Genomic DNA, 25,791 nt, shown 5'->3' with positions numbered 1-25,791 from the left:
GATTAATTTCCTGAATACGAATAAGTTGTGAAGAATAAATGAATGTCGCTGACACCCTCACCATCCCTCAATCCACCACCACCTGGAATCAGCTGGCCGTTGATAAAGGTATCCAACGCCTCATCAGGATCATTGAGGAAACTGGCTCCCGGTATGATCATCATCCACTTGCGGTTCCACACCGATCTGCCGATCAGGCGGGAACTGGAAACTATTTGATTGGCATCAAAAGGCTCGGAGTAATGATGTGCCAGGTATTGTGAATAACGCCTGATATCAGTTGAATTACCAATTTGATTATCAATTGATGGCAACCAGTCAAACCGATCCAGGTCGTTGGCTCCCAGTGGCAGCGGAACGGGTATGGTTTGATCCAGAATCTGCCATTCACGGACGCTGAAATTATCCGCTGCAGGTGAACGCATGATGTCGGCACCGATTGGAATCAGGTACATCCTTGGGGTGTTGGCCAATGGTAAGCCGGCATAATCCTCAAACCAGGTCCCCACGCCTCTGATGCGGGTAGAAAACTGACTGGAGTCATAGGCACTGTCATTTGGACCCAGTTCATTACCGAAAAAGTTCAGGCCAAACAACACCGATGTATTGAAAGTCAGCACAATTGCTGGCTGTGGTCCGGCAGATTCATCAGCAAACGGTCTGGCATAACGTCTGAATTCAGGTACATCCCAGAGGTTGTCCACCCGGTTATCTTCCAGCAACTCGCGCCAGGTATCATCTGAAGATTCGTCATCAGCTATCCTGAACAGCTCATACCGTAGCGAGAACCGGTTGGTTTCAACTTGCGGGTTGTTGAAGCCCATCTGCCCTTTGAGCACATCAAAATTAAGCTTCATCCGGGCCATTGGATCCGCCAACCCTCTGGAGCCTGCCACTGGTTCATTGTTCAGTATCTGACCAATAGAACGTTCCCTGACAATGTCCGTGAGGAAACCCTGTCCACCCTGCGCGTCGGTACCCAATAGGTTGGTGTCATAGTCATAAGCCGCTGCTGCCAGATAGACATACCTGGCAGTCAGGTCAAATGCCGCGCGGTATTTTTGTAAGGCATCGTTTCGGAAAATACGGAATGCCATGTCTTCATAACGATATTCCTGAATCGCCGCAGCCCCTTGCCGGCGGAATGCTGACAACTGCTCCATGACCTGCAGTCCCTGCGTCAATGCCGTGTTGTATTTACCGATCAACTGCTGAGCTGCTTCAGAGCGTGCATATATTTCTGCCCTCAATGCGGGCTCTTTACGTATCAACGCCCCGATTTCACCGGCCACGTCATACAACTCAAGGGTGTTTTCGTTCAGCACCACGGCGTCTTCAGCCGCACTGGCTACCTTCTCTGCTGCAAACTCAACGCCGCTAGCTGCCACCTCAAGGCCATCTGCTACCTTATCGACAGCAAATGCCGCAATGGAACCACCGGCTTCGACCGCACAAACGGCACCTGACAAGAAGTCACCACCACCAGCTAAACCAGCAATGGTGTTTCTTGGTATACACGTGGCGGCATCTTCAAAGGAAGCATCGAGCGCATCAGCCGCCATGTGACCAATGGCTGCAGCCGTGTTGAGGCCAAATGCCCAGTCAGTGAGTTTGGTGATCTCATTACTGGCATCATTGGCGATGTCCATGGAGTTCTCTGTGATATTGAAAGTGGCTTGCAATCCATCAATGGCATCGGCCACATCTTGTCTGAGGATGTCATAGTCGATCATGGCCTGTCTGACAGCTACCCGGGCCTGAACCATTTCATTTTGAATTTCCTGCAACTTACCAACGGCCCGGCGAGCACCTGTCCAGGATTCAGGTTTGGCAAATGCAAAACCCAAATCAGCAGACTCAATCGTGCGGTACTGCACATCCAGACTGTCATCCAGGTTAAGATCACCCAGAGCACATCCTGAACCCAATGGATTATCATCACAACCTTCACCGGGTTCAGGTGCATTGGCTGCTGCCGGTCCGAGATCAAAGAAGTTAATCCCACCAGCCGCTGGTGAAAATGAACCAGTGAACTCTTTGATCACCCCAATGGTGTTGTTATCCGGATCATATCCGGTACAGTTGCCATCATCATCCACTTCAGTACATGAGAAATCAAAATCAGTACCCGCCAAAGCCGGTGCATCAATGTACATATAATGGTATAAATCCGGACCATTGTAACCCGCTGGATAGGTACCGCCGGGACCAATGTCATCGTCGTAAGGCATGCCAAAAATTTCAATCAACTGATTGTTGAAATCATTCTCACTGCCTCTGGCGTCACGCGAAATGTCTTCTACACTGTCCTGATTGCGGCGCATGAGGTTGGTGATCTGATTGGCAAAGTCCCAAACATCAACCAGATTCTCCATGGCTTCTTCAGCCCGCTCATAGACCTGTTCAAAGTGAGTTTTTCCACGATCGATGGCATCCGGATCGATGTCAAATGGCACCACACCACTGGCCAGACCCAAAGGATTAAGCCCGCGGTCAGCCTCATCAACCTGACCCTGAATGTCAGAGAAGTGGGTGATGATTTCATTCAATCCGAGGATGTTACCCCGTTCAATTTTCTGAATACCCACATGATCAGGATCTGTGTCTTCTGCCGGAATGATGGCATTGGCCGTTACCCAGTCGAAGTAGGCCGCCATACCTGCCCTTCTGGACCAGCCGCTGACACCCCATGCCCGATCATCATCGCCATCAACATAACCCTGATACTGTCCTGCAGGATCTTCTACATAGGCAGAACGGTATGTGAGATCAACCACTTCAGCACCAACCCTGGCTTTGGCCGCCGCAGTTTCGACGAACTGTCGTTCATCAAGGAAGTCTACCTGATTGGGTACCCCAGCGATCAATATGGCCTCGGTTTGTGCTTCCCAGGTGTAAAAAGGATGACGCAATAAATCATAGTAAATGTCTGTGGCCGTCAGGTAGTGACCCCAGGCGTCGCCATGACCCTGTGGGAATTGAATGCGGGCATCAAACTCATCAATCACTCCGGTGTCATTGACATCAGAGATGTTGTAAGACAATGCATATGCCACCTCACCATCACCGGTGGTGAAATTCCAGAACAGTCGGTTATAGACCGGATTGGCCCTGACCGGTGCCTGCGAATCATCCCGCCCTCGAAGCAATACCAACTCTTCTGTCAGCAATGAGTCCAGCTGATTCTGGAAATTGAAAATTGATGGTGCCAGTGAAATGGTACCACCATCGGTGCTGATACCAATCATTGGATCCTGCGCATCGGCATAAGCTTCATTACCCAGCAATGTATAAAAATCGACCAATCTTGAGGCCACCAGTAAAATGGCTTTATTGGCTGGGCCATAGTTGACTGGCGGTGTGGAATCCACACTCAGCGACATGGCTCGACGCATCACTGTCGTGTATGCTTCAATCAAACCAATGTTATTGAGGTTATCCGGGTCATTATTCAGTGCCACATCGCCTTCATAACGCTCACCCAACTGTACCAGCATGCTGGCATAGTTATTGGTAGCGGCCTGGGCAAAATTCTGCACCCTGGCTTCAAATGGATTGAGGCGCTTCAGTACCCGTTTAACCCAACCTTCGGCCAATTGTGCCCGTTGATCAAGTGGAGTGCCTCCTGGTTGACCAGCCCAAAGACTCCATTCTGAACCATTGTTACAAGCTGGCAGACCACGATACCTGGCCACATACCAATTGTCGGACAAAGTTTGAATGTTGGCTCCAGCAATGGTGATCTCATTAGCCCCCAGCGGTTCATCAACCGGAAATTTAATCCAACCATTTAACTGACCATTGGCAGGGTCAGGTAATGGCATGGGCGGAGTACCGTCCAGATCCGGGTGGAAATACCACTCAAACTCCAGGGCGTCAGGGTTGCCACCAAAATCTCCACTGTGACGCAACACGATTTGCTCGTCAAAAATATTTTCAGGTGCAATCACCTGCAACTGTCCCTGATAAGAGGCATAAACATCGGCATCACCTGGCAATACCGGTGGTGGCGGAGATTGCAAGCAATCCACCCGAATGATGTTCAAACTGACCGGTAAAGGCGTTAATGATGGATCGTTGTTGAAGGCGATGGTCATGAAACCACTGCCCTGAGCATTACCTGCTGTCAAAGCACCTGCCACCCCGACCGCCTGGAAAGGCTCCAGCACGTAATCATTATTGGCATCCTGAAAACCAATCAACACATCATCTTCTGTAACCGGATTGGATGTCTGACAAACCCGGATACCATCCTGAACCACAGAACTGGTGCAGATGCGTTCAATTTGGTTGGGGTTGCGCGACAGACGGAACAGCGATTCAACCGCCTGATCCCAGTCACAACTGCCAGCCACATCACAACTGCCGGTAAACCCTGATTCTTCTGAGCCATCTCCACCATTGAGTTTCTTCAACTCAACCCGGTCATTCTTGGACAACACATTGGGTAACAGCAAAGGTTCACCAGCTCCAGTCTCATCAAACAGGCCGATGAGCGTCAACTTTTGATTCAATGGGTCAAAGCTGATGCGCTTTTTAACGGCGGCTGATAGTTTAATGGTACCGTCCGCCGATCCAAGTATGGCTTCAAGACCATTGGTTTGCAATTCTGTGGCCACCGCTGAAGGCACCACATCCAGGCGCACAAACCTGGGGTTCAACGGATCGATCATTTGAGCCAGGGTGTCACTGGGCAAGGGTTCTGCCAATGAGTTGTACAAATCATCATAGACCACTTCAACGGCTGCCTGATTCATGATGTCTGGCAGACCACGCTTTGGTGTCAATAAAGTTTCACCAATCACCAACTGTGGCACTTCGGTTGGCCAGGTGATGTCGTACCTCACTTTGATCGGATCGGTGGGGTTAGCGGTACCACCTTCCAAATCAGGCAACCTCGCCAGCCACGGCACACAGGTGGTATCCAAATCAGGTTCACCATCATTGTCGAGGTCATCCTGCAGATCATTGTTGTCCAGGTCAAAGAAGAAACCCGGTTGCAATGGATAGTAATACATCAACTCACCACTGCCAGATGATTTGGCCCAAATCTGGGATTTGTAATCCTGGAAAAATGGCGGTGGCGGCTGTTCTCCAGCCGCTTGGCCAACTGCTTTACTTTCTGCACAACCTGGCAACAAGCGTACTGGATATGGTGGTGATACGGTGGTAGCTGCCACACCAGTGAATTGGAAATTGTTGAACCCGGCCCCGGTGGCCATCACTTCATAGACCCTGAACTTCCATTCCAATGAAACCTCGTCATAGTATTTGACCATCACATAGGGATCTGAAGCCGCACTGTCATCGCCATTGAGCTTATCGCCGAAATCTGAACGCAATGCAAAAACCGCCTCGACACCTGATCCGGTATTTGAAGGGGCAAATATGGCATGCTCATCATTGGGGTTAAAGCCCGCTAACAATGGGTTGTCCTGTATGTACAGGGACACCGATGGGAAGTTCAAAGGATCCAGTGGCTCCTGACCCAATACCTCACCACCTTGTTGACTGGCAATGATGATTTTGTCCGGATCAAAAGGCCATTGCGGATCGTACCGCACGGCTTTTTCGGCCCAATAAACCCCGCGGATGTTACTGCGGTACCAGGCCACTGTCAGTTCTCTGCCCACGTCCTGGGGTCTTGATGACTCGATCCTGTTGACCGGAATGATCTGCCCGGTCCTGGCGGTCCGGTTATAAGCCGCGCTGGTACCAACACCATCGTAATAGGCCAGCGGATTAAGTACATAACCCGTACGCCCGATTTCATTGTGGTAGTCATCTTCCAGTTTCGAACCAATGGTCCAGGTCACCCCATCTTCAAACATCGGTACAGAACTGAATGGTACGGTCCTGACCACTTCAAATTCAACCGGATACTGAAACACGTCAGGTGCCGGACCATTGATGTAAACCAGGGTGGAAAAGCCAGATGTGTAGTTATTGAACACCCGATTATCAACCGCTGCACTACCACCGGCATAAGCCAGGTCAAGCAACAGATAATCACCTGAAGCCGGTTCAATTTCCACTGGCGCACTGGCAATATGAATCTGGTAACATTTTTCAACCACCAGCTCAGTACATACCTCACTCGGCCAATTGGCAGTGCCCGATGTGATGATTCGGTTGGTGCTTCCGGGATTGGAACTGACCCGCCAATGAACCTCGATTTCATCAAATGGCTGTAAAGGTACCAATTTAGCAGATTCACCACCTACCGGCCCTGCCCAATAAAACAGTTTTTGTCCGATGGCATCCACCGGTTCACCTTCACGGAAAAAATCAGGAACCAATGCCACATCATCCAGATAAGCATTGGGTGGTGCGTTCAAGGCTTTGCCGATGGGCCATGATTCAACCTGGAACGGTCTGCCATCAGTGCCCCAGCGCTGCACATAAATGTCAGATTCACCGTTGCCATTGAAACGTTCGTCCTGGCCAAAAATAATGCTGGAGTTGAAGTCACCGGTGATATACAACTCGCTGAGCCCATTGGTGGACACATCAACACCGGTTTCTGTTTCAATTTCACCAATGATGGCCGGATAAGAATCGATCTCATCGAAGGTGTCACCACCAGTCAGCCAACAAGCCACCCCGTCTTCATTGAAAGACACCATAAATACATCAGAATTGCCATTGAAACTAGTGATGGTTTCATTCTCGACCACATTGCCAAGACACTGGTTGTCTACGTTGGTATAGGTCAAACTCCCATCAAAAGTTCCGATCTGATAGATGTTACCGACTTCATCCAGGGTAATGCCGCCACCAACAGAATCTGAACCATTTTGCGGATAGCGTACCCAGTCACATGTAAAACTGGGGTTGGCAGACATATTTAAACTGGCCACAAATGAACCAGCAGGTATCAATGTTCCGCAATAACTGGTGCTGTTGAAATTGTTGGTCCCTGAAATTATCAGGTTATCATTAACCGGGTTATAAACCATGTCATTGATGGTGATGTCTTTATTCACCAAAACAGGAGAGTTAATCACTGGGGTTTCCAGTGTATTGGTGATTTCAAAAGCAATGTTATCAGGCTTGGACTGACCATTCAGACCCAGGTCATCAATGTGCCAGTAATCATAGCAACCCCCGCTGCCGTTGGTCTGCTCAAAGCGTAATTGGAAATTGTTATGAAAGGCATCATTACCAAGCACATATGCCCTGCCCAGTTGTGGTCTGGAACCCCCACCGTAGAAACGTTCAAGCTGAGTATACCCACCGCTTGAATTGCGATATGAAATAATAAAATCTTCACCACCATCAGTGTCTTCGCTGTTGGAAATCCCGTCCCGGCCTTCATAAACCAATAAGCTCAATCTCAAACCCTGCATATTTGAAGTATTCTGAACAGGGGTATCTACCCTTCGGTAACCACCATTGAAATTGAGTTTCCTGGTTCCATTCCCGGGAAAATTCGAATACCTGACACCCAGCACACAATTGGCGGGAGTTACATTACTGTTCCATCCCGGTGGGATGGTGTCATCGTTATAGTTAAATGGCTCACTCAAAAATGTCTGCGGTTGACTGCTGGCGGCCATCATATAAACGCGGCCGTTTTCATCAACTTTCATGCCGGTGGTTTTTTCACCGAATGTACTGCTGCCTCCCCGGTCAACGGCCCATTGAACATCTCCATCATGTTCAAACCTGGCAATCAACAATTCAGAGTTTTCTGCCACAGCTGAATTATTGGTATCAAGGGGAATGCCACCAACAATCGAACTGTTTTGATAATGACCGGCGATGTAAACTGAACCTTCAACGGGTGGGATCATGGTTGAATCGCCTTCGATTGATTCAACCTCAGTTACCACACTTTCATGGTTGTTTCTGCCTATTCGTTTAGACCAGACAAATCCGCCCGTAGAATTGTATTTCGCCAGGAATCCATTTTGCACTCCACCTGTGACGGTATAATCGACACCACCGAAACTGGTTGTGCCATAAAATGAACCCACAATATATACATTGTCAGATTCATCAACTGCAATGTCTGTTGGAATATCTAAACTGGCGCCACCTGCTTTGATCGCCCAGGCTATGCTGCCATTGGCATTCACTTTCAGCACATAGATGTCTTTAACACCAGAACTGCTCAATTCATGCTCACCAAATGTGACGGTTCCTTCAAACTGACCAATGGTATAAGTACTGCCGCTGGAAGAAGTGACAATGGCCACCGCATTTTCAGTTCCTGAACCACCTCCACCATTCGGCCAGGCAGCCATCAGGGCCGAAGAAAAAATCATCAATGACAGTGTAAAGATGACAGAAATTGTTTGATATGGGGTATTTATTCTATATTTCATTTCATTCACCTTATTGATTGAGCACTGCAGTTGAGGCAATGCGTTTCAATCTGAAATCACCTTCAACAAATATGGCATTTTTGTGTAAACCGATGAGTGTTTCTCTGAACACCCCTCCCATTTCTTCAACACCCCACCCTGGTGGGTCAGCGACATCTGGATAACTTGGATTATTCGGACTGAAGAAAAATTCCATTTCACGGGTTACCTGGAAAGCTTCCTGTCTGAAATTGAGGAATTGAGGATCGAGGTTATCATGATCAGGATGGTACTTATGCCTGAAAGGGTTGGTTGGCATTTCCGGATCAATCAACAAACTGACACTGACTGACTGATTCAAGGCAAAATCACCATTCATCAGCATGTCATTGCCATTGTAATCATAGCCAATGCTACTGAATCGAATACCGGCAGACTGGCCACCGCGCCGGGTGATACCTGAATAGTTTGGAATCAATGAATCATCGGTCAGCAACACATAATAACCGGGATCATCCACTTCAACATAATCTGGGTTACTGGCACTGGTTGAATACGTGCCATCCTGCCACATTTGCACCACATTCTTGATCAACTTAACCTGACCTGTGGCATCGACATGCATCAAAACCCGAAAAGCAAATGGTTTGCCAACGGATTCAGGAGTGACACCACCTCTTTGGGCTTCACTGACGCCCCTGACCCTGACAGAGCCCATCCACAAACCAGCATAACCATCCATCTGGCTGCCCCTTGATAATTGATTCCCAAATAACCTGGCCAGCCTGGCAGGTACGGCCAGTGGCTGGATGGTATTGGCTCCGGCATGAATCCTGACAATTCCACCCTGTTCATTGCTGATGGAAAAAACCTGTTCCATTCGTTCTTCTACGAAACTGGTGCGGTCCACCGCCAATGTGACTATCCGGTCTTCACCTGGTTGAACTTCATATACTTTGACATTGGGTAAATCAGGCCACGCTTCCTCACCGGTTTCAGGGTCCACGTTGAGGAATTTCATGGGCATGGAGTTGCCACCTTCCCGGTTGATGCTGATGAAATTGGGGACATCGGATATGTTGGACAAAATGATGTCTATTTCAGTGAATGCAGCCCGGTATTCCAACGATTCACCTTGCTCAACTGTGACATTAATCAACCCCTGATATTTGGACGTACCATCGGTATAAAACCAATAAGCCTCACCAGCGTTCATACTGGTCAGGTTAGGATCATCAACCAATTGCCACTCACCGGCTGTACTGAGGCGATAAATCGGTTGATTGGCATGTGCTGTGGAAGTGGCAAAAAAATCTGCAAAACTTGGCTCGGCATCTTCCACCAATGGAAACCCGGTAAGTGTGAACCCATTGGTGACCCATTGTTTCTTACGCAAAACTGGTTTGCCGGAAATGCTGATGTCCCGTGGTGTATTACTGTCCAGTTTCACCAAATAGGCGGTGTTGGCAGAGATGGTAAACAGGTTGGTCAGAAAAGCCTCTGGCCTGGGCTCTGGGAAATAACCATACCAGCCATCCACACTGAGCAGACCCTCTGCCGGATCAACCACAAAATCCTGACCAATGTCTTTGGGCAACCATCGCCAGACACTCTCTACCGGCACACCAGAAAACACATCTGTGATCTGGTTATTGACCGGCTCCAATTCAACGTAAATGGCATTCCAGCCTGGCTGTAGTGTGATGGTTTGCTGATCCAGCGCGATGCCTGCCCAGGCAGGTGTCAGCAAGCTCAGCATCAACAGCAGCATAGCCATCTTGGCTTTGGCCAGGGTTTTATTTGGGGTGTGGTTATTCATCATCTTAGACTCTTGTGATTGCCAGGTTGTTGGTTCGGTGGTTTGTGAATTACTCATGTTCATGGTGTTCCCCCGTTATCAACGGGTAATGCCGGAGGTTTGATGTCATCGGCTTTTTCTGCTGGATTGAGCGGATCAATGTCAGCCAGCATTTGTTGGTTGATGTTTATGTCAGCACCCTCTATAAGCTGGGTGATGAATTGCTTCTTCATGGCGTCCTGTTTGGTTTTCAATAGTTGCTGCCGGATTCCTGAAGAAACTTGTGTCAGGGTTTTTTCTTCGACTTGCTCAGCTGCCACCAGTCTAACCAGGAACAGCCCCTCATCGGTTTCAAGCACTGGTGAAACATCCCCGGGTTCGGGCAAACTGAACAGGGCTTCAATCACCGTTCGATCCCATTTATATGAACGTTTGGGGTTTTCTACAAACCAACCAATTACACCGCCCTGATATCGCGAGCTGCGGTCATCTGAATGGGTCAGTGCCAATTCGCCAAAATGTTTGGTTTTGCCATCCAGTTCATTCACCTGATTGCGGATTGCCTCCAGTTCATCTTTTATCTGCTGTTTTTCTTCTGCAGTCACATCAGCCGGGATGATTTTGGCAATAATGGCCGCCCGTTTCCTGGCAGGCTTTTCATACACCGTTTTGTTGTTATTAAAATGTTGCTTGATTTCCCGATCTGTAACGACCAGTGCCTGAAGTTTTTTGTTGAGCTCTTCTTCCAGATATTTATCAACCGTCGCTTTGCGGTAGATCTTTTGAACTGATTCATCCTCATGGAACCCTTTGGCTACGGCATCATCAAACATCACTTGCTGGTTGATCATGAAATCAAGCAGGAACTTTTTTTGTTTCAACTCATGATACTGCCCGGGCCTGTTACCACCACGATGGCTCATTTGTCTGATGAAATCATCACGGGTGATCACTGAATCACCAACCACTGCCAGCACATCAGCAGTGACATCCTGCTGTTCACTTTCAGGCCAATGGGTTGCCAGGTACCAGCCAACCCACCCGGAACCCAGCATCAAAATCACTATTAACCACTTATTCATTACTCAACAACCTCCTCAAAACCATCTATGAAGATATAGAACACCAATACATTGGTATCCGTGTCGGTGTTGTTGTTCAGGTTAAAGTCGGTACCACTGACCAATTGTACATCCACCACGTTAACCACTTCAGTTTCTGACATGTCCACCAACAGTGGATCAATTTGGGTGGTCAGGGTAAAGACGGCTTGTGAGCCAGCCGGCAAATTGGCGCCACCTGTCACGTTGTTGCTATCAATGTTGATACATGTGGCACCAGCAAAGCCTTCACAGGTCCAGCTGGCATTGATCAGGCTGGCTGGCAATTGTTCATTGACCACCACATCACCTGCATCAACGGATCCTTCGTTGGTCACTGTAATCAGATACGTCAGCGGTGTACCTGGCTCAGCAAATTCCAGATTGTCGGTTTTGTGAATGGTTACATCGATGCCGGTGATCAGCTCTGTGGTTTCCACATCGGTGTTGTTATTCAGGTCCGGATCAGTGGCTGTACTGCTGTTAGTCACGGTTTCCAAAACCACTGTTTCAGGTGGCGATGCCGCATACCTCAGGTCAACCACCGTATCCAATGAGCCTCCGGCAACCAACAGGTCCGTGGTACATGAGAACCCGTTTGACAGCGAGTCACAATCGGAGATCAAATCAAAAATCTGAACTTGCGAAGTGATACCGGTAATGACCGTATCCGTGGTAATGGTTCTGGCATCTGAAGGGCCCGCATTGTTCAATGTCACCAGGTACTGAATGGAGTTGGCTGAATCTGGATCATAAGGATCAATGCTGTCATCAATGGTCACCGACAAATCTGCAATTTCCAGGATGACATCATTCACTGATGCAGTGTTGTTACTCAAATCATCATCAGTCACCGGTGCTCCGGTTGCCACTGTGACTTCATTGAAGAGATCGCCGGTGGCTGCTGAAGGCAGCATGCCGTTAACCAGGTAAGTCACTGAGGTACCTACAGGTATATCTATTACATCCAGCACATCATCGGTACCTGTGGCCTGGCAGTTGGCACCCGGGTCTGCTGAACAAGTCCAGGTCACATTGATCAGCTCATCAGGGACCATATCAGTCACAGTGGTATTGTCAGCATCACTGGGGCCAGAGTTACTGACCACAATTTGATAATCAACAGCCAAACCCGCCGTTACAGTGCCAAGTGTGACTTTACTGACGACCAGATCAGCCACCTGGGTCACGTCAGTCGACACCGATGAAATGTTGTTAGACAAATCACGGTCAGTATTGAACCCAGCTTCAAAAACCACAGCCTCTGCGGTGTTGTCAAGCGTACCAAAAAATCCGGGATCTATCAGCACATCCACCTCAAAGGTGATGGTGCCGTCAATGGTTACATCCAGCGACTCATCGAGGTCTCCGTTACCACTGGCTGACTCACACACAGACCTGCCAGTTGCCACACAGGTCCACTGAGCGTCTAACAAGGCATTATCCAGGGTGTCTGTCAACTGCACACCCAAGGCATCAGACGGACCGGTATTGGCCAATACAATCTGATAAGTGATCCGCTCTCCAGCGATGGCATCTGTGGGTCCGGTTTTGACCACGGAAACATCAGTATCAATGGTGATGGTGGTCAGGTCAGTTGAGGTGTCATTTTGAGTATCACTGTCCTCAGACCCCGGTGGCAGGCTCATCACCGCAGTGTTACTGATAACACCACGTGCTGAAGGGTGAACCATTGCTGAAATCAATGTAGTGGCACTGGAGCCCGGATTCATTTCATACGATACATTGACCACATCTCCTGTGCCGTTACTGACTGGACACTCGGCATCTGCCACTAACCTCAGGGTGGTCAGAGACTGGGCAGCCACGCTGCTGACCAGGACGCGTGTACTGTCTACCACAATACCATTGGGATTAAGCATCAAACCTCCAGTCACCGGATCGTCATAATAAACATCTTCGAGAGTCAGTGACCCATCTGTGTCATTACGTTCATACAAAGATACTGAAGAACTTGCGGCATCTGCCACCAGTAACTTGCCGGCATCATTGGATAAAGCCAGCTGTGCTGGATTTTGCAAGGGGCCGACACCGACATCGCCATCTGTGAGGTGATTCAAATAACTCAACTCGCCGGTACTGGCGTTTCTGTTGAAGTAGATCAACGATTGATCATCAGCTGTCAGGAAATATGCAAACAAACCATTGGGACTGAATGCCATGTCATTGACCCCATTGAGACCAGGAACGGTTTGCCCACCCTGATCATCACCGCCGCGAATGACACCCACATAGGTCAATTGTTGTGTAGCTGAGTCACGCTCAAATATGGCGATCGAATCTGACCCATCAGCGGTGGTGTACAAGTGACCACCATCCGGTGAAGTTTGTAAATCATTGATACCGATGATCACATTACTGTCAGGTACGATGGTACCAAAGCCATCCCGCACCCGTTCAACAAATGTCAACAATCCGGTTTCTGTATTTCGGGAAAACACAGTGATGGCATCAGAACCTCTGGCTGCCACATAAACGCCAAGACCATCAGCCGCTAATTCAATGGCTACCGGATCACTCATACCGATGACCCCATCGCTACCCGATTGAATGGATTGCAGTTGTTCCAGTTGTCCATTATCAGCAACCGCAAACACAAACAGGCGGTTACTTGATTCTGCGGTAACATACAGGTGGCTTTCATCTGCACTGAGCGCCAGCGCTGTGATACCAGTGAATTCACTGAGTACCGTGCCATTGAGGTCATCACCCTCACTGACTGTATTCAGCAGGGTTAACTGACCACTGATATCCTGAGCAAAGACACTCAACTGGTTGTTCGACTTACCAGTGATGTACACCCGGTCTCCAGTCTGATTAAGCAACATTGCTGAGACATCAGACAACACAGGATATTGAACATCATCATAAGTGGTATTCAACTGGATGGGCTGAGAACTCTGACAGGTCCACAAAATCGAACCAGTTAACATGCCCGCATTTTCACCAGGGAATACCGGAACCACGTCTTCCAGGTTGGCCAATACACTGCTGGGACCGGCACTGAAGACATTGATTTCATATTCCAGAGGTGTTCCGGCAACCACTTCATTCAAGCCGTCAGATTTCTGTACGCTTAAGTCTGTGGTCGGCACCAATAAGTCATCATCAATACCCAGGTTATCTGCAGGATTGAGTTCCAATGTATCGCCGGCAACCACAGCCTGTGCTGAGTTGATTAATCGACCTGTCGCTGTTGGCAACACATCACCAGATAACTGGTAGGTGACAAAACCACCGGAAATGATGTCTGCCACATCACTGAGGCTGCCATTACCCTGTGCACCACAACTGGAACCTTTGGCGACATGAAAGAGCACCAAATCATCTCCACTGAGGGCATAGATAAAGTCACGCTGTTGATTCTGCCTCAGCCTGTTAAGCCCATCCAACTCAGGAACGTCGGTGGTGCCGTAGGTTTGCCCGGAAAGTGTATATTGACCATTGATTTGCTGATACAACTGAATTTCAGGTACGCCGGTATTGGCGACATACAGTTGTGCCCCATTTTCAGAAATCACCACTGACCCTGGTGCATCACCAGCTGTCAATGCGATGGACTGCTGATAACTCAATGAACCGTCCATGTCATTTAATTCAAATATGCCCAGGGCGTCGCTGCCGGCACCAGTTACATAAACCAGGTTGTTCAGTACAAATACATCATTCACATCATTGAGCACGGTACCAGTGATCTGGAAGTCTTGAATCACCGTGATTACACTCAATGCACCCGTTGCATTGTTCCGGGCAAAAGAAGCCAGTGATTGATTGAGATCTGCCACAGCCAGTAAATACATACCGCTTTGATCAAATGCCAGGGTATTGACACCGGTCAGGCCATCAATGCCGAGTAAATGAGACAGATAGGTCATACTGCCATCAGCCAGGTTGCGTTGGAATACAGCAATGGCATTATCCAGCTGACCTGCTACATACAGGTGCTTGTCATCGGCAGAAATGATCACATCAGTGGCTCCCCCTAAACCATTAACCCCGCCGGCACCATCGGTCAAAACAGCCGCATAAGCCAATACGCCGGTGGCAGTATCTCTGTCAAACACCACCAGTGAATCATCCACATTTGAAACGGCATACAGGTTTTGCTGGTCATGACTGAGTGTCACTGCAGTCAAACCACTCATGCCATTCACCCCTGCATCATCAGCTGCAATGGTTTGAGTCAATGACAATTCCCCCGTTCTTTGATCCCTGGCATATACCAGTAACTCAGAAACCGGGCCATTTTGGCCAACAGCGTAAGCAAATAAACCGTTGTCACTGATGACCAGATCACGGTATTCAGACAAATCACTGACAATCAGATTATTGTCATTGTTGTCATCTGCTTCACCATCATTCAGCAAACCCACTTCGGGGAAAGCATGACAGGTCCAATTGACGTTACTGACGGCTTCAGGGACCACATCAGTAACCCAAACCCCAAGGGCATCTGATGGCTGACTGGCGGTATTGACAGTCGGTTGATTGGAAACGGTGATGTCCCAGGTGACACGGGTACCCGGAATCACGGTATTGGAACCATTGTCTTTAGTCACCAACAGATCAACTGCCGGAGAAAGCAACGTATTATCATCTGTGGCACTGTTGTTACTTAAATCAGGGTCACTGATCGCAAATGCAGGATCAGTTGACGTACTGACCGTAGCGGTATTTGACAACACACCTGTGGCATCAGTCCGCACGACGCCCGTGGCAAGAATCTCAACCCGGGATCCGGCCGGCAAGTCAACCAACTCATGGACATTACCAGACTGCAGGTTGGTGTTACAGGCTGCCTGATTGATCGGGAAGCATTGGTAAGAGATTTGTTCAAATTCAGCAGGAAAAATATCCTGCACCAATACTTTTTCAGCATCACTGGGGCCGAGGTTGCTGGCCACAATCACATAACTGATGATAGAACCTGGTGCAACGCCACCCTCACCATCAACCAATGACTGTTGATACGAGAGCATTCCATCCTGAGGCTGTCCGGGGTCTTGCATGACTTCGAATGTGGTCACAGCATGATCATTGCGGGACGCCAGGTACTGATGATTACCATCGGGTGAGAGGAATATGCCTGAAGCACCATCAAGCCCATCAACAAATTCACCGGGTAATCCCAATGGATCGCCTTGCTGAACTATCTGAGCAAACTCAAGAGAACCAGTGACAACATCACGATTAAATTTAACCACACTGTCCTGTTGCTGTCCGGCCACATACAGGTGTAAGCCATCGGCTGACATATTCAGATCGGTGGCTCCGGCCAATCCAGCCACCTGTGAAGTACCGTTTTGCTTGAATTCAACAAAAGTCAATGCACCTGTGCCGGTATCTCTGGCAAACACCACCAAAGCCTGAGCTGCAGCACCTAACACGTATACATGATCACCCGGGCCTGCCGATTCAATCAGCAATTCAGTGGGGCCAATCAGGCCACCTATGCCATCATTGCCATTGGTCCAGGTATTCAGGTAGCTCAAGGTACCAAAACTGGGACTGTTGCTGTTGGGATTTCTCAGGAACAAAGAAATGCTGTTTTCACTGTTGGAAATGGCATACACATGCTGATTATCCGGAGCAACCACCAGGTCACTCACTGCAGACAGTCCGCCAACACCAGCCACTGCATTTTGTAATTTTTGCTGATAGCTTAAACGTCCCTGATTAACTCCACCTGTCTGGTCAATGGCAAACACCGAAACAGATCCTGTCAGTGGCCCGGTGGCATACAAATGGGCACCATCAGCACTGATGGCCAGTGCGTCTACACCTTCAAGACCTTCAACGCCAAACAAACCGCTGCTTTGTTTTTCCAGGAAGGTCAGTTCACCTGACAGTGGATTCCTGCTGAATACAACGACTGCATTGTCACCTGCTCCGGCGGCATACAACGTCAAGCCATCAGCTGATAACAACACATCAGCAACGCCCAACAGACCGGATACGCCATTTTGCCCATTGAGGACGGAATTAACATAAGCAAGATCACCAAATTCAGGCTGTGCCGAAACATTATTACGACTGAAGATACCGATGGCATTTTCCTGCGCAGCTGCGACATAAACATGGTCATTATTACCACTGACATTGAGAGCACCCAGCAAGCCATTGTATTGCGCCACACCATCGGTTTTGGTGATCGAAAGGTCTGCATTGGCATTGATTTCATTGGTGTCCGAATCGGTGTTGTTAGTCGTATCAACTTCAGCTCCCACGCAGGTTGAAACCGGTCCAGTGTGGGTTGAAGGACAACTGAACACCCCAGCTTCATTGTACAGTGTGTTGGTGGCATCACTGGCCACGGTGGCCTGTAAAGTAAATTTCAATAAACCGTTAGCTGCGATGTTTACTTCAACCCCTTCGGTATCCATTGCAGCAGAGATGTTGCCAACACCTGAAGCCGGACAAGTTGAATCTGCGCTGCGGGTCAGAGTCACCAAGGCATGATCATTGCTGCCAGCGGCATATACGAACGCGCCATCCGGACTGATGGTCACATCAATGGCACCGTCCAGACCATCTGTCTGGCTGACACCATCACTGATCACTCCGCCAAAGCTCAATGCACCGGTTTCCAGGTCACGGCTTAACCAAACCAGGGCATCAGCTTGCTCACCAGTGACGTAAACGTGTCGTCCATCGGCTGAAACCTCCATGCCCTGTGGTGAAATCAAACCGACCACACCCGCCTGATTCTGCTCGACACTTTGCGACAGCGAAAGTAATCCATAATCATTGCCATTGGGGTCACTGGTGATGTCTCTGTCAAACACCAGAATCTTGTTGTCGCCACCCACGGCCACATAAAGCTGTTTATTATCATCAGAAACCAACATCGAAGTGATGCCTGACATTGATTCACCAATGTCTCCGGCATCCAGCAATCCAATCAGTTGCAGGCTGCCATCCATCAGGCTGCGTTTATACACACCCAGGTTGGCCTGATTAACCCCACTGGTATAAAGTGTTCGTCCATCAGCTGCAATGGCCAGTGCATTGACCCCGCTTAAACCTTTGATGGTTTGTTGTATGGTATCAGCCGGGTCTTCGAACAAGGTGCTGTTATATGTCAAGGTCCCATTGGCAACTGAGCGATCAAAAATCACCACTGAATTGTCATTGGCACCTGCAACATAAAGCGACGTACCATCACTGGAAACAACCAGGTTCACGGCCTGATTCAAACCACTGATGCCATCAGAAAAATCATAATTGTCGACCAATGATACAGCCAGGCTGCCTGCCTGATTGGTGGCTTTCAAGGCCACCAGGGCATCATCCACCTGACTGGCCACATAAATATCAGCATCGATCACCACCAAATCTCTGGCACCATCCAATAACCCACCTGAACCAGTAGAGACCACCAATTGCTGGCTTAACAAACCAGTTAACTGATCAATGGCATAAAAGCCTACACTGTCATCAAGTACACTGGCCGTTACCACATGGGGTCCTAGCCCGGCCAAATCAGCAACATACTCAACAGCCGCAACACCGGTCAGGCCATCTATACCCAACACACCCTGTTTGACCACTTGTGCAAAGCCCAAAGAACCAGATCCGGATGCCTGACAGGTCCAGTTTATGGACCCCTGATCAAAGCCGCTATTAAGGATATCCAGCACCTGAATGGTTTCAGTTGCACTTGAAATGGCATCACTTGGCCCATTATTTGACACCAGTATTTCATAGGTCACTGCCTGCCCAGGTACCGCTGAAATACGTGAGTCTGTTTTACTGATGGATAAATCATATTCGGGGATCAGGTTCGTGGTGTCCTGATCACAGGCATCGGCGGTGCTGGCTGTTCCACACGCATCCAGATTGTTATTGAACACAAAGTTTTCCGGTGGAATGATGCTGGCTTGTGTGGTCAACTGGCCGTTGGCATTTGAACGGATCATGGCATTGATCGAATACGTCAATGTGCCATTGCTGCCAACATCCACCACATCACTGATGTTGCCCGTGCCTTGTGCACTACATGATGAACCTGAGCCAAGCACGAATCCGGTCAGTGCGTGATCAGCGAATCCCGCTGCATACACGTGACGGGTGTCATTGGTCACCACCAGATCATACAGTTGCTCTAAACCTGCCACACCATTGACCTCATCGATCTGTACTTCAAGAACCGACAGTAACCCAAAGCTGTTGCTGTTGCTGTTCTGATCCCTGTCCAAGACTGTGATGGCATGATCGTATTCTGCACCCAGATAGAGTTTATCACCCTGGGAACTGATGTCGATGGCACGGGCACCCTGCAGGTAATTAAAACCATTGACTCCATCTTCATAGGTTTGCCTGAGGCTTACCTGACCGTATTGGGTACTGCTGGGGTTATCTTCTCGCTGGAAAACCGACAGGCGATGATCATTGGCAGAAACCACGTATACATGAGCTCCATCCGGACTGGCCACCACATCCATTGGTTGATCACCGGCAAATGCATTGCGCTGAATGAAGTTGATGGCACCTCCATTGAGGTTTCTGTTCAACACCACCAGACTGTCATCAATGCTGCTGGCCACATAAATCTGATCTTCGTCAGGGCTGAATGACAATGAACGGGCACCGGCCATGCCTGACACTCCCACATCACCATTGGCCACAGAATCAACCAGGGTGAGTGTTCCATTGGTGCCATTGATCAGGTATTGAACCACAGATGCTTCAAAACGACCGGCCACATACAGGTGCTGGCTGGACGCATTAATCAGGATGTCGGATATACCCAGCAGCCCATCAATTTGATTACTCACATGGTTGTAAGTCGTTACATAAGTCAAATCACCACTGAGGTCTCTGGTGAAGACCGTCAGGGTGGCTGAGTCAGAGCTGCCCACATAAACAAATTCGCCATTGGGTGAAATGGCAATGGAATCAGGATCATTCAGTCCTGTGATCACTCCTACACCGTCGGTGTAAGTGTTTTCATATGTCAGGTGTTCATTACGGGTCGCTGATGTGCTGCCTTTGGTTTTATCCCGACGGAACTGCACCACTGAATCACTGCCCAGGCCGGTCACATACACATGATTTCCATCGGTGCTCACAGCCACGGCACTGGCGCCAAGCATGCCATCTACTGTTCCACCGGTGTCGTTCAAATCATTGACACCATTGAATTCAGTTTCCATGTAAGAAAACAAAGGATCTGGCTGACGACGATTGAAGACAGTAAGCGACTTACCACCCGCTCCGGCGGCGGTGGTCAATACATGCAGGCCATCGGCAGTGAACGCCACATCAGACACTCCCTGTAATCCAGGCACAGACTGTTCTTCCTGTTTGTTCAGTAAACCCTGACTGTTTCTGGTTAAAACCAGCACCGAATCATCCACAGGATTGCCAACAACCAGGTGTTCACCATCGTTGCTGATGTCCAGGGTATCCAGCCCAACCAAGGTTTCCGTGATGTTCAGGCCCAATCCGGTATCGTCATAAGCAATCACAAAAGTCAATGCACTGGTGCTGATGTTGCGGTTCAATACCACCAAACGATTGTTGCTGGCTGAAGCCAGATACAATTGCCTTTGATCAGCACTGATGATCAAATCGCTTACCCCTCCAATGGAGTTATCAGCGACTGTTCCTGCAGCGGTTAAATCACCAAAATCAGCGGATGATTCATCGTCTTCACGGGACAGGTAATGCACTGTATCACCACTGAGTTCACTGACATACAAGTCAGTACCAGAATCAGCAAATACCATCTGGCCAGCATCACTCAATGAGAAATCTTCAACAAAGGTCAATAAACCTGTTCCCGAATCCCGGTCGTAGCGTTTAATCACTCCACTGCCTGAAACATACAGGTGCTTCTGATCAGGACTGATCTGTAAATCAACCGGAGTGGACGGTACATCTGTCATCAACCCCAGGTAAGTTAACTCACCAAACCCCGAAGATAAACCATTGGTATCACGGCCAAACACAGCAATCGCTTTGGTACTTGCTGAACCGCTGTAAATATCTGACAGCACATAAACAAATCGCCCCTGGTCATCCATCACCATGGCTTGTGGCTTCTCTAATCCGTCAATACCACCTGTGCCCTGCTCCAGACTCTGAATTAATTGAATCTGACCAAAGTCCCCCCCAATCAGTGTGTTTCTGGAATAGGCCAACAATTTGGCAGTCAATACACCGGCATCATCGGTGTCAGGTGCAGCCACATAGACATGGTTGCCATCCGGGCTGATACTCAACACCGCACCGGCCGCGCTCTGATCTGAACGTTGGAAAAATGTTAAATCTCCCGGGATGGGTGAAACCGCGCTACAAGTCCAGTTCACATCCTGCAATTGTGGTGGAAAAATGTTTTCCACTGTGGCTCCAAATACATTATCCGGACCCTCATTTACCACCCGTACGGTGTAATTGATGGGCTCTCCAGGTATGGCTGTGGTCCTGGCATCATCATTATCGATGGTTAATTCAGCAGAGCCAGTCAATGAATATTCAACACTGTCACTGTTGTTGATGTTGACCGGATCAAATCCAGTTGCCGTGGCACTGGCCACATTAACGACTTTTCCTTCCGCACCCACTTCAGTAGAGATGGCAACATTGAATACTGCACGTGAACCCACGCCCAGATCAACCTGTGCAGATAAGGCGCTGCCATTGACAGGGCCAGGTGTTGCACAAGAACCTGTGCCAATAATCTGACAGTCCCAACTGGCAGTTGACAGATTGAGTTTGGGTGAATCAAGTAAATCACTGACCGTCACTGCAGATGCACTGGAAGGTCCATTATTGGTGACCTCAACCTGATAAAGCAGGTTAACAAACTCATTAAAATCAGGCGCTCCGGAATTGGTGGGAGTTGCTGACACCAGGGTTTTACTCAGGGATATGTCTGTATTGGCTGACAGTGAAGTGGTGTCAGTGACATTGAGGTTATTGGTGTCATTGGCTTCTTCAATTCCTGCTGGCAAAACCGCACTGGCACTGTTGGACAACGTGCCTGTGGAGTCATTGTCGACGGTACCTGTGATGGTAAAAGTCACTTCAGTTTGTGAGTCCAGGTCAATAATGGCATTCAACACATCACTGTTGGTTGTCGAAGTGGGTTGACTGAGACCACAGGCAGTACTTTGGGTATTACAACAAGCACCTGCGTCACTGGTTTCACAGAACCATGAAATGCTGCCTGGAACGAATCCAGCCGCCTGGTTGGGAAACAGAGGCAGAACATCAGTTACGCTGACGCCTTCCACATTGATGAAACCATCATTGCGAACCACCACTTCATAGGTATTGGTCTCACCGGGGGACAGCTGGGTTTGGTTATCGGTTTTGCTGACCACTAAATCAGTTCCTATGACAATCACATTGGTGTGATCATCAGTGAGTGGTGAGGAACCCACATTGGTGGTGGTGGCAGTCTCAACAATTGAAATACTGGCCTCATTACACAATTCGTTGGTGCCTGGAAATGCTGGAGTGGTGTTACAGTTGGACCCGGTGCTGTCAGAGACCCGGGCATATATGACGATCTCACTGCTGCTTCCGGCAGACAAACGAATAGGCACATCCAACAGTGACCCTGCACCTGTGGCGATGTCAATGTTTCCCGGACAATTGGTTGGAGAAATATCAGTGTCCTTAATGCCCTGATCACTTTCACAGTATTTCCAGCAAGGCGTGGTGCTGCCTGCCTGGCAGTTTTGCGGATTGGGGTCATTGATCAGGGTATCGTCCAGGTCATCGACCAGTCTCACACCTTCTTCTGTGGGCACTCCCTGTGCATCCACAGCAGCACCAAGGTCACTGGGACCATCATTGGTGACAATGATGCTGTAAGTGAATGGTTCATTGGGAACCAGGTTTCCTGCTTTACCGGTTTTACTGATAGACAAGTTAACCTGTCTGGCCAATGTATCACTGTCAGAATTGCTGGATGTTGGATTCAGTGCATTATTAGGATTTGCCGCAGATACCGTGTAAACCAATGGATTGGCCACAGCGCTGGAAAAATAATCCACGGTGATGTTAAAGGTGATGTTGTCATCTTTAACCACATCAACGGTTGTGCTTAAATCAGAGGTCCCAGTGGAGTTGGCACATGAACTGTCGTTCGAGGATGGAGTACAAGTCCAGTTGATTGATTCAAACTCGCTCAGCATGTTGTCACTGATTGCCACACCCAGAGCATCTGTTGGACCATTGTTAGTCAATACTGCAGTATACGTTCGCCCTGTGGTTCCAGGGGTGTAGCTGGATTGGCTGTCAGTCAGGCTCAATACAAAGACGGAAAAAGGATCCCTGTCCAGTGATTTAGAACCGCTTACGCCAGTTGAAGGTGTATGGGTATTGGGGTTGGTGACGTCAACTTCATAGATCAGTGGATCCGTGGTGGTACCTGATTCATAAGTCACGCTGACTGCATATGTAATGCTGGCACCATCGGCCAGATTGGCTGTGGTATTCAACCGGCCTGCACCACTGGCAGCACCACAAGTAGCACCTGCATTGCTGTCATCACAGGTCCAGCTGATTGATTCATAGACCGATAGATTGTTATCGACGATCGTTATGCCACTGACATCACTGGGACCGGTGTTGGTGACAACCACATTGTAAACTTCTGTGGCACCTGGCGTATAATCGGTTTCAGAAATGGTATCCGTATTGACGGTAACCTGCAGTGTAGAAACAGGCGCCCAATCATTGGAATCACTGACAGTGATTGGTGATGTGTCATCAGGGTCAGTCATATTGGCATCACCAAAAGTGATGCTTCCACTGTATTGCAATGGGTCAGCAGTGGCAGAACTTTGATATGAAGCATTTACTGTGATTGTTGCCTGATCATTCACATCCAGTTGTAATGTAGGATTCACGTTGTTGTTACTGCCACCTGAACCGCTGCAACTGCTACCTGTGTCAGCGCTACAAGACCAACTTGTGATTGTCATACCAGCAGGAATAACGTCGCTGAATTGGAGATTTTGTGCATCACTTGGACCACCGTCATTGGATACGGTAAAAACATAACTGCCAGTGGTTCCCGGGGTATAAGTGGTAGGCGCATTGGTGACTGTCATGTTGATGTCACTGCTTGAAGCCCTGGTGATGGTTACTGAGTCGTCAACGGCTGAATTACCACCGCCCACACTGAATACGTTGGCTGTAAAAGTTGTGTTGTTGAAGAAGCTGGCACGATACTCAACATCAGACACTGAAATTGTCACAGCATTGGTTCCATCCAGTGAAATAACAGTACTCAGTGATGTCACGCCAGATCCTGAAGCAGGCACACAAACTGAGGATCCTGCGCCACTACATGACCAATTAAAATCTACAATGGAATTGCTGGAAAAAGTGCCTGAAAGATCAACGCTGTTGAGGGTACCGGTTTCATCTTGTGAAATGGTAAACACATAACTGTTACCAGCCACTGTCTCACCGGGTGTAAAGTCAGCAGGTGAGCTGGTAATATCAGCTGTGACCGTAGCCGCTATTAATGAAGAAACAGGCCATGTTGTGATGAGAAAAAGGGTGAAGAAAAAATTTACCGTGTTCTTGACTGGTGTCATGTTGATCTCTTTTTAATTGTTTTAAACAAAATGCTGTTTTGTCCCGAACGAATTTAAGGCAGAGTCAACCAATCTGATTGTATTTCACATACGCAATCCTTCACTTTTTCAATCAGAATTTCTGACTGAATTTCCCCCCCCGCTCATTATTTATTCATAACGATCACAATAATCATTTTATTCAACTGCCCCCTCAATGTAAAAGACAAAATTAATATTGCGTTAATACAGCTTGATTTGACGTTGAAAAAATGGAGTATTTCTAATAATTAAACCATTGTATATCAATATGATGTTAGATATTCTTAAAGTATTTAATGATTTATGAATGTTTTTTTTGAAAGCAGACTAAATTCACTGACTACCAGGTGAAAATACACTGTTTTGCGCATTACCCAAGCTTCTTCCTTTGACTGGAAACGATTAAAACGATGTGCCGCCAGAGCACAAGTCAGATTAATAAAAAAACAAGACCATCATGCAGTATGCCTGTTGTATATAAATTTTCCTGAAACAAATTTTTTATGGAGAATTAATTCAAGAATTGTAATTACAGTGCCAGAACATACTTAGGAGAGCTGATGATCAGCTCGACCCGCTGACTTGGTTAGGCAGATCATACAGATATGGCGGTTTGACGAAGTCAAGAAGCTATAATGGAATGATCGATAAGCCGTTAGCGAAAGCGAATCAGAGCGTCGCGCGCTTAATTGCACGATATGATCGCCGTGGCCTCGGTCTCTGTTCCAGACGAGACCCTAACTCCTCCATCCGTAGAGTCGGCTTTCACTTTTGTCAGGAACAAAAGTGAATGAAATCCCAAGATCATTCCTTTAAACACTGTTACTTTAAACCACAACAAATCGACCTATCCTGGTTTACTGGGTCTTGATGAAGCACGCAATCAAGCCAGCCTACACATTGATAAAGCCTATCACGCACTGGCTGATTTGCCTTATGACACCAATGACCTGCAGTCGGTTGCCGATACCATACTCAAC

4 protein-coding genes are annotated in these 25,791 nt (G+C 48.3%); all 4 read right to left on the bottom strand.

Annotated features, from left to right (window positions below; genetic code table 11):
* Positions 1-2: 2 nt before the first annotated feature.
* From B0475_RS12580 to B0475_RS12565, 4 genes are read right to left on the bottom strand one after another with little or no spacing between them, the layout of a single operon-like run.
* Positions 3-8,330: a hypothetical protein gene (locus tag B0475_RS12580; RefSeq protein WP_157892936.1), complete on the bottom strand. Its 8,328-nt coding sequence runs from the start codon at positions 8,328-8,330 to the stop codon at positions 3-5.
* Positions 8,331-8,340: 10 nt separating this feature from the next.
* Positions 8,341-10,185, bottom strand: coding sequence for a hypothetical protein (locus tag B0475_RS12575; protein WP_157892935.1), 1,845 nt, complete (start codon positions 10,183-10,185; stop codon positions 8,341-8,343).
* Between the two features lie 2 nt (positions 10,186-10,187).
* On the bottom strand, positions 10,188-11,189 hold the full coding sequence (locus B0475_RS12570) for a peptidylprolyl isomerase (RefSeq protein WP_077412223.1): 1,002 nt from the start codon (positions 11,187-11,189) through the stop codon (positions 10,188-10,190).
* On the bottom strand, positions 11,189-24,652 hold the full coding sequence (locus B0475_RS12565; protein ID WP_198538257.1) for a beta-propeller fold lactonase family protein: 13,464 nt from the start codon (positions 24,650-24,652) through the stop codon (positions 11,189-11,191). The genes B0475_RS12570 and B0475_RS12565 overlap by 1 nt, the downstream gene beginning before the upstream one ends.
* Positions 24,653-25,791 lie beyond the last annotated feature (1,139 nt).

The sequence above is a fragment of the Marinicella sediminis genome (genome assembly GCF_002000055.1).
GTDB classification, from domain to species: domain Bacteria; phylum Pseudomonadota; class Gammaproteobacteria; order Xanthomonadales; family Marinicellaceae; genus Marinicella; species Marinicella sediminis.
The sequence above is the reverse complement of the archived record's forward strand: the minus strand, read 5'-3'. Positions and strand labels throughout refer to the sequence as shown.